General features: G+C 43.3%; 10 protein-coding genes. 7 read left to right on the top strand and 3 right to left on the bottom strand.

Features of this window, described 5'->3' with window-relative positions:
- Window positions 1-65 precede the first annotated feature (65 nt).
- The 3 genes from QNH15_RS22015 to ltaS all read left to right on the top strand — a co-directional run bounded on the left by QNH15_RS22015 (window position 66) and on the right by ltaS (window position 4301).
- On the top strand, window positions 66-737 hold the full coding sequence (locus QNH15_RS22015) for a response regulator transcription factor (RefSeq protein ID WP_283890583.1): 672 nt from the start codon (window positions 66-68) through the stop codon (window positions 735-737).
- Window positions 727-2088 carry a sensor histidine kinase gene (locus QNH15_RS22010; protein ID WP_283890581.1) on the top strand — a complete coding sequence of 454 codons (1362 nt, stop codon included), beginning with the start codon at window positions 727-729 and terminating at the stop codon, window positions 2086-2088. Before QNH15_RS22015 ends, QNH15_RS22010 begins: the two co-directional genes overlap by 11 nt.
- 200 nt (window positions 2089-2288) lie before the next feature.
- Entirely contained in the window at window positions 2289-4301 is a 2013-nt protein-coding gene (ltaS, locus tag QNH15_RS22005) for a lipoteichoic acid synthase (protein ID WP_283890579.1), read from the top strand.
- 40 nt (window positions 4302-4341) lie between these two features.
- On the opposite strand, the gene QNH15_RS22000 is transcribed toward ltaS, so the two are convergent.
- Together QNH15_RS22000 and QNH15_RS21995 are read right to left on the bottom strand one after the other, a co-directional pair.
- Window positions 4342-5373, bottom strand: a complete 1032-nt coding sequence (locus tag QNH15_RS22000; RefSeq protein WP_283890577.1) for an acyltransferase family protein — start codon at window positions 5371-5373, stop codon at window positions 4342-4344.
- Window positions 5374-5535: 162 nt separating this feature from the next.
- Window positions 5536-6417 (bottom strand): GyrI-like domain-containing protein, encoded by an 882-nt coding sequence (locus QNH15_RS21995; protein WP_430667103.1) that lies wholly within the window; start codon window positions 6415-6417, stop codon window positions 5536-5538.
- 171 nt (window positions 6418-6588) lie between these two features.
- Between QNH15_RS21995 and QNH15_RS21990 the strand changes: the two genes are divergently transcribed.
- Window positions 6589-7407: an alpha/beta fold hydrolase gene (locus tag QNH15_RS21990; protein WP_283890575.1), complete on the top strand. Its 819-nt coding sequence runs from the start codon at window positions 6589-6591 to the stop codon at window positions 7405-7407.
- A 300-nt stretch (window positions 7408-7707) separates the two neighbouring features.
- Window positions 7708-8367, top strand: a complete 660-nt coding sequence (locus QNH15_RS21985; RefSeq protein ID WP_283890573.1) for a DUF975 family protein — start codon at window positions 7708-7710, stop codon at window positions 8365-8367.
- Between the two features lie 60 nt (window positions 8368-8427).
- On the opposite strand, the gene QNH15_RS21980 is transcribed toward QNH15_RS21985, so the two are convergent.
- A complete protein-coding gene (locus tag QNH15_RS21980; protein ID WP_283890571.1) occupies window positions 8428-8724 on the bottom strand; it encodes a hypothetical protein in 297 nt (98 codons plus the stop codon).
- A 188-nt stretch (window positions 8725-8912) separates the two neighbouring features.
- Here QNH15_RS21980 and QNH15_RS21975 point away from each other — a divergent pair, with 188 nt between their 5' ends.
- Together QNH15_RS21975 and QNH15_RS21970 are read left to right on the top strand one after the other, a co-directional pair.
- The gene (locus QNH15_RS21975) at window positions 8913-10538 is read left to right on the top strand and encodes a S8 family peptidase (protein WP_283890569.1); all 1626 of its coding nucleotides are present in this window, start codon (window positions 8913-8915) and stop codon (window positions 10536-10538) included.
- 204 nt (window positions 10539-10742) lie between these two features.
- The gene (locus tag QNH15_RS21970; protein ID WP_283890567.1) at window positions 10743-14255 is read left to right on the top strand and encodes a S8 family serine peptidase; all 3513 of its coding nucleotides are present in this window, start codon (window positions 10743-10745) and stop codon (window positions 14253-14255) included.
- Window positions 14256-14518 lie beyond the last annotated feature (263 nt).

Genomic DNA, 14518 nt, shown 5'->3' with positions numbered 1-14518 from the left:
TTCCGGGCAGTAAATATGCTATCATCAATTGTTGAAATGATAAAAGAAGAGGAGCCTGCTTTTTCATGAACATTCTTGTTGCTGAAGACGACATCCATCTTGGAAAGTTAATTGTCCATATGCTCAAAAAAAATGAATATCATGTGGAGTGGGTGACCAATGGTGAGGATGCCTATGAGGCAGCTCTTGCCCGTGAGTTTGATATTCTGATTCTTGACTGGATGATGCCGGGACAAAACGGCCTGGACGTGTGCCGGCGATTGAGAAACGGGGGCTGCTCCCAGGCGATTTTAATGCTTACCGCAAAAGATGCGGTACAGGATCGGATCAATGGCCTGGATGCAGGTGCGGATGATTATTTGGTCAAGCCGTTCGAAATTGATGAACTTTTGGCCAGGCTTCGTGCACTTTCCAGAAGAAACTTTGCTCCCATTGTTGAAGAAAAGGTTGTGATCTTTGATATTGTTTTGAATCGGACCAGTTATAAAGTGAACTCCTCCAAGCGGGAAATTCAACTGACACCAAGAGAATTTCAGTTGTTTGATCTGCTTGTCCGCAATAAAGGGCAAGTTCTTCCACGGGAAACCATTTTGGACAGGGTATGGGGAATTGATGCCGATGTTTCTGCTAAAACGGTGGATGCTACAGTAAAATTGCTTCGTAAAAAGTTGGGAAAGCTGACGAAAAAGGAAGTCATTGAAAGTGTCCGCGGGGTGGGATATCGTCTTGAAAATTAATTTCTTCGCCCGCTGGAACCCCTTAAGAAATTTGAATTTAATCAGCCGGACACAATGGCGGCTGACCATGATTTATACGGGAATTCTTATGCTGTTTTTGATCTTGTTTATGGTGATTGTATATTTTTTGATGTACGGTGTGATCGTCAACAGCCAGGAGACCCAGTTGAAGAAACTTGTGGATCAGGAAGTTACGGTCATCAAGGAAAAACTGATAAAGGGGAAAAAACCCTCCATTCAGAATTTTGTCATGCTGTCGGATGAACAGTTTTTCTATTATGTGGTCGATGCGAAAGGGAAGCTTTTGACGGGGGATGAGCTCTATCACAAGCTCCGTCCGAAGCTTTACCGAAAGCTTGAAGGATGGAACCCGGATCCGAATGAGATTAAATACGAGAAATTGAATGTCACTTATTATGTGCCTTGGGAAGAAAGCCCGAACAACCGGCACATCGACTTGATGATGGCTGGAAGAAAAATTTACAAGGGCAATGAGTTCATAGGTATTTTATATGTAGGTAAAAGTATTTCCAACCGGGTGGAATTGTTTGACCGTCTTTTAAATATTTTTGCGGTCCTACTTGTTGTTTTTGCTTTTGTTGCCTTTTTTACCAGCTATTTTATGTCCCGAAGAGCGATGTCTCCCATTTCTCGCTCCTATACGAAACAGCGCGAGTTTGCCGCAGATGCCTCTCACGAGCTCAGAACGCCTTTGAGTGTGTTGCTTTCTTCCATCAATGCATTGGAAATGGAAAAGAAATTAAACGAAGATGAATTTTCACATTTTGTTCTTTCCAATATGAAATATGAAGTAAAGCGCATGATTAAGCTTGTCGGGGATTTGCTTACGCTTGCCCGCTCGGATGCGGAAAATACCGAATTGGTAAAAGAGGTATTTGATTTTCAAGAGCTGTCGGAAAAGGTCATAAAATCCATTGAAACCCTTGCCGCCGAAAAGCGTATAACATTAAAGATGAATGTGCAGAACCGGCTGTTTGTGTACGGAAACCGGGAACGGCTGGATCAGCTGCTTTATATCCTGCTTGAAAACGCCATAAAGTATTCTCCGGAGGGAGCGGAAGTCCAACTGGATTCGAGAATGGAACGTAAAGAAAAATTAAAATTTCTTGTTATTTCGGTTGAAGATGAGGGAATAGGGATACAGCCGGAAGAACGCGCTCATATTTTCGAACGGTTTTACAGAACAGACAAATCCCGCTCAAAACAATTCGGGGGACACGGGCTGGGGCTTGCAATCGCCAAATGGATTGTCGATTCTCACGGCGGATGGATCCATGTTGGGGGCAAGCAAGGCAAAGGAAGCGTTTTTACAATTAAAATTCCGCAATAATAAGCGAAAAGGACGGGTAAACAAGACTATTTTAAGAAAAAATAAACAAAAATAAAATTAAATCTTCGCTTTTCATCATATTTTCACTTTTGCTATTTATAATAAAATAGACTAAAATTTACAGGTGCGATTATTCACAGCTGCAACAAACGATCTAAGAAGACCTACTGTTTATAGAGGTACTAGAAGAGGTGAAAGAATTGAAGGGTATTTTAAAGGCTGGCCAAAATGTTGTTCAGAAGCATATTGGTTTTTTCCTTTTAGCTGTTGTTCTTTTTTGGCTAAAAACGTATACAGGCTATCTAGTTGAATTTAATCTTGGTATAGAAAATAAAATGCAGAAATTTTTGCTGCTGATCAATCCGATCAGTTCAGCCATTTTCTTTTTCGGATTAGCTCTGTTTGCAAAGGGCAGGAGAGCGTATATATGGACCATTGTACTTAATTTCTTCCTATCCTTTGTTTTATATGCAAATATTGTGTATTACCGTTTCTTTAATGATTTTATTACGATGCCCACGCTTACCCAAACGAAAAACTTTGGGGACCTTGGCGGCAGCATCTGGGAACTGCTTAAGCCGTATGATCCGCTTTATTTTATTGACACGATCATTTTGGCTGTACTGCTGTTCGCAAAGTTTATCAAACCGGAACCTGTACGCATGGCCCGCCGCAAGGTTCAAGTGGTCCTGGTATCGGCGATTGCATTGCTAGTCATTAATATCGGACTTGCAGAAACAGATCGTCCTCAGCTGCTGACAAGAACGTTTGACCGCAACTATCTGGTTAAATATTTGGGAACATACAATTATGTCATTTATGATGCAATCCAGAGCATGCGTATTTCAGCTCAGAAAGCATCTGCGGATTCCAGTGATATGGGAGACGTACTGAATTATAAAGATGCGAACTATGCCAAGCCAAATCCGAAATACTTTGCGAAAGCAAAAGGCATGAACGTGATTTATATCCATCTGGAATCATTCCAGAATTTCCTGATCAACTATAAATTAAACGGCCAGGAAGTTACACCGTATCTAAATTCATTTACAAAAGATAAGAATACATTGTACTTTGATAACTTTTTCCACCAAACCGGACAAGGTAAAACATCAGATGCAGAATTTATGCTTGAAAACTCCATTTATGGACTTCCGCAAGGCTCTGTATTTACGACAAATGGAAATAACACATTCCAGGCTGCACCTGCGATTTTAGGACAAAAAGGATATACATCTGCGGTATTCCACGGGAATTACAAAACATTCTGGAACCGGGACGAGACATATAAATCATTTGGCTATGATAAGTTTTTTGATGCCAGCCATTATGATATGAATGATGAAGATGTAGTCAACTATGGACTTAAGGATAAACCATTCTTTAATGAATCCATTCCATTGCTAAAAACATTGAAGCAGCCGTTTTATACCAAGTTCATTACATTGTCCAACCACTTCCCGTATCCAATCGATGAAAAAGAAGCATCCATTGGACCTGATAATACAGGAGACGGGTCTGTTGACCGCTACTTCCAGACCGCGCGTTATCTGGATGAGGGTGTAAAGAGCTTTATTGACCAGCTAAAAGCTTCCGGTCTTTATGACAACTCTGTGATTGTCATGTATGGTGACCATTATGGTATTTCTGAAAACCATAACGAAGCGATGGCGAAAGTATTAAACAAAGAAGAAATTACGCCATATGACAATGCCCAGCTGCAGCGTGTGCCGTTAATGATTCATGTCCCAGGCATGAAGGGCGGGGTGCAGCATCAATATGGCGGACAAATTGACCTTCTTCCAACATTGCTTCACCTTCTCGGAATCGATACAAAAGAGTATGTTCAGTTTGGTACCGACTTAATGTCCAAACAGCATCAGCAGGTTGTTCCTTTCCGTAACGGAAGCTTTGTGAGTCCGAAGGTTACGGCCATTAACGGCAAGTACTTTGACAGTAAAACGGGAGAACCCGTGAAAAAAGATAAAGAAATTCAAAAAGAACAGGAATTTACTGAAAATGCGCTTTCGCTGTCTGACAAAGTGGTGTATGGTGACTTGCTTCGATTCTACACACCGCGTGACTTTAAGCCAGTAGATCGTTCGAAGTATGACTACAATAACCGTGACCAGGACAGCAGCAAAGCGAAATCAGAAGATCAGCCAAAGCAGGAAGACACATCTGCAGCGGAACAAAAACAAGAACAGCAATAACTGGAAAAAGCATTGCCTTTGTGGCAATGCTTTTTTTGTTTTATGCGGTTTTGGGAAGCGGTGCGGACACGGCTTTTCTTTTTCGCCGGATATTGCCGACAAGATAGGCCCCTCCTGGAAACAATGAAATCAGTTTAATAAGGCCCATGGAAAGAATAAGAGTAATGAAAAAGAGTGAAAATACCTGAAGATAGGTTTGTTCGAATAGTTGAGCCGTATAGGAAGCGAGATAACGCTGCACTTGCCAATGAACCAGGTAAATGCCAAAGGAATAGTTGCTTATAAGATTAATGATTCGGCTTCCTGGCAAACGCTGTCCCCAGGCGAGAATAAACAGGCTGACAGCCACCGTTAACGGAAACAAGTCAAGGCGTTTGGAGCCTACTCCTGTATATCCCGCTTTGAAAAAAATATAAACAAGAGCCAGGCTTAACCCTACACCGGCAATCGTCAGGTACCGGTATTGTTGGAGCTTTACTGCCACTGTTTTATAATGCTTGCCAATGGCGTAGGCCACCGCAAAATAAGCAAACCAGGCGGTAAAAGGCACCTTTAAATACGACAGATTTTCTTTGATGCTATGATGTGATCCTTCCATGAATTGGAAGTGAAGGCTCATCACAATCAAACTGACAGGCAGCAGCCAGGAGACCGGAATCTTATACTTCGTCACCAAATAATGCAGGGCGTAAAACTGAAAAATAATAAGGACAAAATATCCTTCGTAATTTCCGAGAAGGTTCTTTTGAATCATCAATCCGATATCAACAGCAGGATTCAGGTGATAGCTCACAAGGGCGTCGATCACTGCAAATGCTAGAAACGGAGCGAGTATCCATTTCAGCCGTTTTTTCCAGAAATTTTTTGGAAGCCCATCCGGGTACCGGTTCGCCAGAATAATCTCGGATAAGATGACAAAGGTAGGGGTGGCATAGCATAACGCCACACGAAGAACGCTGTATGCTTCTGACGCCGGATAACCTCCAACCGAGACCGCAGTTTGGGAGGTGCTGTGCAGGAAAACGATGCTCAGGCAGGCGATGGTTCGTAAAAGGTTCCATTCTTTAATCACGGGTTTCTCCCCCTTTTCACTAAAACAGGTCATCATCACCATACCAATGAAGAGGATGAGGGAGCAACGGATTCTGCCAATCTTAACAATGCTTTATATAATGTTTATAAAACCTTTACAGAAAAGACGGCAGTCCTTGAAAGGACATGCCGTCTTTTCCTGTTATTTAATGGGAATGAGAATATCCATCTGCATGGAATCCGGGTTTGCGCTTCGTTCATCATACCATTCAATTTCCAGGCCTCCGGCATGTTCGTAGCCTGAAGAGGGAAACCATTCTTTAAAGACAAACTGCCAGGTCGCCTGGATGCTGTTAGAAAACTCATCATCCGGAACACTCGGGGTGGTGAACACTGCAAACCTGGTTTCAGGAATATGCATTAAAACCAAATCAGAAGGAGCATTTTCTGCTGTCGTTACTTCTGAACCAATCAAGTAACTGAAGGTTCCGTTCTCAGGGTTGGAATTTGTACAAATGCCAAGCTCTACGGATGGTTCTTTTTTGTTGGGAATCGCTTTTCTCATTTGCGGATTCTTAAGATAGTCTTGCCAGAATACAGGGATCTCCTTTAAGTTTCTCCCTTCCTCGCTGGTTGTTTTCAGCTCGTAGCCAAGTACGCTGAACGCTGGTTTTACCATGATTTTCGGCTGCATGAATGGTCCTCCTATTATGGGTTGGTTGGTGAGGGCTGCTTTTTGAGGCAGTGTGAAGGTATGTGGCCTCGCTCTGCGAAACTGTGTCGGTGTTACGTTGAACTGCTTTTTAAATGCCCGGTTGAACGATTCATGCGAGGCAAACCCGCACGAAAATGCAATGTCTACAATTTTTTGCCGGGAATGAACAAGCAGTACTGCACCATGGGCCAGTCTTCTTTTCCGGATGTATTCCATTACCGGGTGCCCAACAAGCATCAAAAAAACCCGATGGTAGTGAAAAGGCGAAAAGCATGCGATGTTTGCCAGGACTGGCAAGGTCATTGGTTCCTCCAAATGCTCTTCAATATAATCAATGGTGTCTTGTATGCTTTTGCCATAATCCATCATGACTGCCCCCTCATCTCTATCTTAAAAGATGCCAATCAACAATTCTTAACCTTTTTTGCTATTGTTTAGATATTCGTGATTGAAAGAATAAACGCCTTTTCTTCCAGCTTAATGGTAATATAAGAGTGTTGTGTAAAAACGTACGATTTTAGAAAAGGAAGGCGAGTTTGTATGTTCTGTGACCTGGGAGATATTCAAATTCATTATGAAAGATACGGAAAAGGAAAGCCGGTCGTTATGATTCACGGGTTTACTCCCGATTATCGTTTGATGGAAGGCTGCATGGAACCGGTATTTGCAGGCAGAGACGGCTATGAGCGAATTTATCTGGATTTGCCGGGAATGGGCCGTACCAAAGGCGAAGAATGGATAAAAGGAACGGATGATATGCTCGATGCTGTGCTGCGCTTTATTGATGCCATTCTTCCTGAACAATCGTTTTTGCTGGCCGGAGAATCGTATGGGGGCTACCTGGCAAGGGGAATAGTGGCCAGAATTGGTGAGAGGGTGGATGGCCTGTTGACTATATGCTCACCGATTTATGCGGAGCACGAGAAACGGATCCTGCCTGAGCATACGGTTTTGAAAAGAGATGACGAACTGATTGCATCGCTCACTCAGGAAGAAGCGATGGAGTTTGCTTCTATCGCGGTTGTGCAGGATCAATATACGTTAGATCGGATGAGAAAGGAGATCACTCCTGGAATTATGATGGCTGATTCTGCGTTTTTGGAAAAAATCCAACAAAATTATGCTTTTTCTTTTCCCATTGATCTTACAGAGCCCTTTGTAAAGCCTTCACTATTCTTAACCGGACGCCAGGATGCGGTTGTAGGGTATAAAGATCATTGGGAGATTCTCGACCAATTTCCGAGGGCCTCGTTTGCCGTATTGGACAGAACGGGGCACAACCTGCAGATTGAACAGCCCGCCGTGTTTAAAACACTTGTCGATGACTGGCTAAGCAGGGCAGATGAAGCCGCGGATTAGTAAGTCCAAAAACGGGGACGTTTACGTTTAGCAAATGGAGCTTCATTGATCAGTTGATTGGAGTGCAAGGTGCGAGACTCCTCGAAAATGAATATCACATTTTCTTCGTGCGATGTATCGCTGCGGAAGCGTTCCTTGTCCTGCAGGAGTAGCGGGCAGGTGAGACTATGTAGGCGCTTGCGCCTGTAGGCACCGAACGCCCTGCGAAAGTAGGCGCTCGGCCGGTAAAAGCGAGCATCCTGGAACGGAAATCAACCACTCCTTGTAAGAATCATAGAAAAACAGAAAGGTGAATGATGCATGAGAATTAGAGAGATAAAGAAAGAAGCATGGATTGCGCTGAAAAATAAATGGGGGCTTGCGGTCCTGCTAACGATTCTTTTGGGAATTTTCACATTCGTTATTCCAGACTTGTTCAGTGCGTATGCAAGTGGCGGATTGTCCAATTATTATTTAGGTGATACCTATGAAGGTGATATTACCTCCCTCATTGTGGGACTCATTCTTTATCCTGCGGTGATCGGCTATAACTGGGTGTTTCTCAGTCTCATCCGGAGAGAACCGCAAGGCGTTAAAAGCATGTTCCGTCCTTTTGCAGTCATCGGAACCTATTTAAAACTGATCGGAACGACAATTCTTATTTGGCTGTTTACCGCACTATGGACCGTGCTTCTAATCGTGCCTGGCATCATTAAAGGGCTTGCCTATTCACAGACGTATTATGTGCTAAAGGACAATCCGGATCTGCCAATTTTACATGCGATTACGGAAAGCCGCCGGCTGATGGACGGCTATAAATGGAAGTTCTTCCTTCTTCAGCTCAGCTTTATTGGCTGGATCATATTGGCAACCCTTACTTTGGGACTTGGATTCCTCTGGCTGACACCTTACATGACGGCCTCTTCTGCCGAGTTCTATAATGAAATCCGCCAGGCCAAAGCGGGTGACAGATTGAATTAATAACGTTTAAAGGGCATTCTGCGATTTGCAGAATGCCTTTTTAAATGAAAAAATCCTTACTTATTCCTCCAATAACAAAAATTCTCCAGTTTCCAAATGGGATCCGTAATGTTCTGCTTCTTCATGGGAAACTCCGAGAAAAATTAGCCGTTCTTTTCCGGAAAGATTCTGTGAAAAAGAGGAGTTGTCGGATTGGTCCAAAAAATGCTGGATGATTTGTTCGTTATCTTGTTTTTCTTCAATGGTTTCATATGGGCCAACCACGATAAAGGTTCCGTTTTCGTGTTCCGTTTTAATATCATTTCGCTGATCAACCGCTTCCTGCTCGGTTTTATAAACACCGACTACCTTCAACATTTTTCTTTCCCCTCCCAGCTGTTATTTAAATAATGAAAATAACTTTCCAATCAATACCCGATTTGTGTCTATTTGTAACATAATGTCTCAAAGACTACTTCCAATAATTTTAAAAAAATTCATTTTACTAGAAAAGAAAAGTGATATAATAATCCAATAAAACCAGACAGAAAATAGGAGAAAACAGCATGAAAACATTAAAACGTTCGCTAGCGGTTTTAACCGCAGGAATCATGGGGGCAGGTCTGTTTGGCACCTCTGTTTATGCAAAGGACAACGGACTTTCGCAACGGAATACATATTTTAGTACACAAACGATTAATCCGCCAAAAGCAGCTATCGATTTAGCCAGGATAAACAAGAGAGAACTGATTGTAAAAATAATAAAATCAGAAAAATTCAACCCTGCTTCCTATGGGCTGGTATCTGTCACCGAACCTGACATCTTAAAAGAAGAAGGAATACAAGTTTTCGCTGTTCCCTCTCAACGTGATTATGAAACCATACTTGCCAAGGTGCAGAAAGACACTGCTGTTGATTATGCAGAACCCAACTATCTTGCTCAAAAAACAGCCGTTTCAGGGGAACCTAACGATCGGCTGTACAGCCAGCAATGGGCACTGAAAAAGATTCACTGGACAAAAAATCTGGGCAACCCGACTGCCGGACAAAAACCGGTCATCGTGGCTGTTTTGGATACCGGAGTAGATGCGGATCATCCGGACCTAAAAGGCAAGGTATTAAAAGGCAAGGACTTTGTGAACCATTTTAAAACAGCTGACGATACAGTGGGGCATGGAACCGAAGTGTCCGGCATTATTGCAGCTGCGGTTGACAACAAAAGAGGCATCAGCGGAATCAATAACAACGTCAGGATTCTCCCTGTCCGTGTCGGCGGCAAGGTCAGCTTCCCAAGCTCAAGCATTGTCGCCGGCCTTCATTACGCGATAGACCACGGTGCAAAAGTGATTAACATGAGCTTTGGGGGAGGAGAACCAAGCGAGGCCCAGTACGATGCTGTTCTGGAGGCTGTGAGTAAAGGGATTACGCTGGTTGCGGCCTCGGGAAATGAACATCCGGTGTATGGTGTCAGTTATCCTGCGGCGTATCCGCAAGTGATCAGTGTCGGAGCGACAAGGTATAACGATGTGATTGCACCTTTTTCAAGCCGCGGACCGCAGCTTGATTTGACCGCACCGGGAACGGAGATCATGACAACAAAGAGAAACGGTACGTATGGCAGCAAGGATGTGTCGGGTACCTCGTTTTCAGCACCCATGGTATCAGGTGTAGCTTCACTTTTATTAAGCAAGAATCCTTCTTTGAAGCCTCAGCAAATCGAGTATATGCTTGAGAAATCGGCGTTTACGCCAGACCGGTATAAAAATGCGGCGGGTCTTTCCGATTTTTATGGTTATGGAAGAGTGGAAGCTGCGAAGGCTTTGCAGGTTAAAATGCCGTCAACAGCAGGTGATGCAGCCGATATGCCTTCCAAGGCAAAGTTGGTTAGTCTTGGAAAATCCTATACCGATCGCTTTAATCTACCGTTTGACGGGGACATGTTCAAATTCAAGTTAGCTAAAGACCGAAATGTGAGAATTGAAGTATCTGCCGTTAAAGGGATGGATCCAGTCATTGCTGTAAACCGCATGGATAAGAACGGACGCCTTACCTATGAAAAAATCCAGGATAAGAATGGGATTGGCAAAGGAGAAGTGTGGTCTGCCAAGCTTAAATCAGGCACCAGCTATATAACGGTATACGAAGCAAACAATCATTGGTCCACAAAATCATATACTATGAAGCTTAAATAAGTGGATGACACACGAAGAGACTTTCCTTAAAAGGAGAGTCTTTTTTGTTTGTTTAAAAAAAGTTTCGTATTTTTGTAAAAAAAAGAGGTATTTACTAATTTTTGTCAAATAAAAAAGAATGCTTTTGAAAAGCGGGGTGGGAGGAAAAGAGAACCAAGGACAGTGAAAAAGTAAGAATTTATACTGAATTTTGGAGGAGCACAGATGAAAAATTGGAAAAAACAAATGACTGCGGTAGGTTTGTCTGCCAGTTTGCTGGTGACAGGCTATTCTGCTGTGCACGCGGAAGTCAAAGCACCATCCGCGGGGAAAACATCAAGTGTACCGGCTGCACTTGAAAATGTTAAAAAAGCAAACAAAAAGGATAATCATAAGCCGCTGTTCAGTGATGATACACTGGTCATCAAGTACACCAAGCCACTGACGGCAAACGATCATAAAAAAGCCGGAGGAAGGGTAATCCGCTCATTCAGCCAGTACAATATGACGGTTGTAAAAGTGAGCAATAAAAATAAATTTGATCAAGCCATGAAAGCTTATCAAAAAATGGGGAAAGTCACCGGTGTTTCTCCAAGTGTGCTGTCCAAAACACTTTCCACCCCGGATCCCAAGGTAAATAAGCAATACAGCTTATCCCTTCTGCAAATTGAAAAGGCGCAAAAGCTTGCCGGCAAAAACGCGGTGAAAGTGGCTGTCATTGACCAGGGTGTAGACCGAAACCACCCCGAGCTTAAAGGACAGGTCGTCAAAAGCGTAAATGTGGATGACCCAATGAACCAGGCGCTGCCTGATTTTCATGGCACACATGTCAGTGGAATTATCGCAGCGAAAAAAGGAAATGGAGTGGGCGGATATGGAGTCAATCCAAACGCTAAGATTCTTTCTTACGATGTTTTTGACCGTGGGGGCGGTGCCTACGATTATTCCATTGCAGATGCCATCCTGCGCGCTGTGAATGATGGAGCCAAAGTGATTAACATGAGCCTTGGCGGCTATGCGTCTTCTCCGCTGATTGAAGAAGCGGTAAAAACGGCAGTAAAGGCAAACGTAACAATCGTAGCGGCAGCCGGCAATGAGGAAACAGATGAGCTTTCCTACCCTGCAGCATATGAAGGAGTTATCAGCGTCGGCTCCACGAATGCCAAAAACAAGCTTTCCTGGTACTCCAATTATGGTCCGTCTGTGGACATTGTAGCGCCTGGGGAAAATGTCTATGCTCCTCTGTATGATTATGAAAAGAAATCAACCTTTGAAACCATGAGCGGAACCAGTATGGCAACTCCTGTAGTGGCGGGAACGGCTTCCCTCATTCTCTCAAAATATCCAACATTGAAACCGGCACAGGTAGAGTACATTTTGGAACACACCACCAAGGATTTAGGTGCCAAAGGTTTTGATTCAAAATATGCACACGGACTTGTTCAGCCATTGGCAGCAATGAAATTCAATGTAAAGAAAATACCTGCCAGTGTAAAACGGCCGCAAACCGAGCGTGAAGTACTTCAAGCTGCCTCATCCATATCTCCAAAAATCAACAAGGAGTATGCAAAAGAAGGCAAGATCACCAAAGCTTCTGAAGAAAGATGGGTAAAGTTTGAAGTGAAGAAGGGTGAATATATTCAAACGTTCCTTACAGGATCCAAAAACTACGATCTGAAGTACAAAATCCATCTGTACGGCACAGACAGCAGGACGATGGTGGATGTCGACAAGCTGAAGAAAAACGGCACAGAAGGAAAGCTTTTTAAAGCGCCATTCAGCGGAACACTGGCCATCGGGGTAAGTGATGTGAATGGAAACTATGATGATTCCAAAGCAGCCACCTCCCGTTATTCTCTGAAAATCAAGCGGCTTTCGAGCATTCCGACGGACAAGAATACGATGGAAAAACCATCTAACATGTCAAAGTTTCCTTATCGTGCCCACGGGACGTTTACCGGAGAAAATGAAGATGAGGATTTCTACACATTTAAGGTAGACAAGCCGCGGGTTGTCAAAGTAAAAACAAGCGGTGTACCAGGTGTGAACAGCATGCTGAAGGTTTACGCCGAGGATCCTTATAGCGATGAGGATCCGGAAGAAGGAATGCTCAGTGATGAGGAATCTGAAGAGCAACTGATGGAGCCCATGTTCTATCAGAATGCCAATGGCTATGGAAAAGGAGAGACGATTGTATTTGAAGCGGTACCTGGCGTGAATTACATGGTGAGCACAACCAACCAGGCAGAGATTATGGATGGTATGTTTGACTTTTTCATGGATGAATCCATGCTGGAAGCAGATGCTCCTGAACCTTCTGCTATTCCATACACTATTGCAGTAGAGAACAAGAAAATTGGCCCGGATGAGGACGGTCTGCCATATACCGATGAAGATGAATCACCTGAAGGAGAACTGGCAGCCAAGAAAATTAACGTGAAAGAATATGCATCACTCAAACAGAAAGAACGTAAAAAATCGCACGCGCAAAGCGTTGTAGTGATTATGGATGACGAAGAAGACGAGGATATGATCGAGGTCCAGGATATCGTGGACAATGCGCTGCCATACTCCCTTGGAACGAAAAAAACAGGTGGTCTTCAGCAGCAAATTGACGAAGACTGGTTTGCATTCACGCCAAAGCAGGACAGCATCTATAGTTTCACCTTAGGAACTGGGGAAAAGTATAGCTTTGAGGTGTATCAACTGATCAAGGAAAAGGATGAAAATGGTGATTCAACTCTTGAACTTGGATATGTCGCCGAAAATATGGACTGGTGGACCGGTGAGTTGAAGGACCATGTAATTGCTGACTTTAAGAAAGGGAAAAAATATTTTATCCGTGTCAGCAACGATTACACAACAGATTCCATGCTGTATGATCCATATCAATTCAGCTCCAAGCTTCTGGTAGCCAATCCAAATGATAAGAATGAGCCGAATGATGATCTCAACCATGTCAAAGATCTTAAAAACAACAAAGCGACTGGAATGTTCTCGACGACTGGAGATATCGATGCTTTCTACTTCAAGGCAAAAGAGACAGGAATCTCCAACGTGTCCCTGACGAAGGGAACAGCAACAAAAGCGTTGAAAGCGAAGTACCCAAGTGAGCTGCTGCAGGATTATTATGGGTTGGTTTTATTGGTCGATGATAAAAACGGCAACCGCAAACTGGATGATTTCGAAGCAGATACTGCCCGCGAGGTATATAAAGGGATTTATGGCTCGGAAACAAGAGGATCGTTCCAAACGAGAAAGGGCAAGGGGTATTTCTTGATCGGAATGGGCTTTTTCGATAACACACCGGAGCTTTCCTTCATTCCGTATACCCTGCAAGTGCAATCGGCAATGAAGAAGGATGAAGATACCCAATCAGTCATCAAAGGAAACAAACCGTCCAAACCGCTGTCACTGAAAAAAATAAACAGCAAATCCTATAGTGGAACTGGTTATTTCAATGTGGTCAGTCAAAGTGGGGGAGATGCCGACTGGTACAAATGGACGCTCAGCAAAAAATCAAAAGTGAAGCTGACGCTCGATACCTCACTGGACATTGATGGTGTGATTACGGTTTACAAGAATGGCAAGCAAGTGGCAAAAAGCGACTATTACGGCAGCGGAGACGCTGAAGTCCTTTATGCCACACTGGGCAAAGGAACATACCACATTAAAGTTAAAGACCTTAATGGCAATGCCTCTGTTCATGCTTATAAGCTGAAAGCGGAAATCCGCTAATCGTTAGCACTGAAAATTAGTAAAGGCCGGGTACCCAAAAGGTATCCGGCCTTTGCTTTTTTAGGTTCTCTGGATTAAAAAAGAAAAGTGACTAAAGATACAAATGATTATGCCGATACTTAAAAAGAGAGGACTTCAGTCCCGTTTTTTTCATGATAGAGGAATTTAGCGGAGGAAACCCCAACTTTCTTCCTAAATATACAAAAAATTTAAAATTTACTTGTGTTCGGACGTTTTATTCCGCTATATTTAGAAGTATATGG

This window comes from Fictibacillus enclensis (assembly GCF_030123385.1).
GTDB classification, from domain to species: Bacteria; Bacillota; Bacilli; order Bacillales; family Fictibacillaceae; genus Fictibacillus_C; species Fictibacillus_C enclensis.
This window is presented reverse-complemented; position numbering and strand designations above follow the sequence as displayed.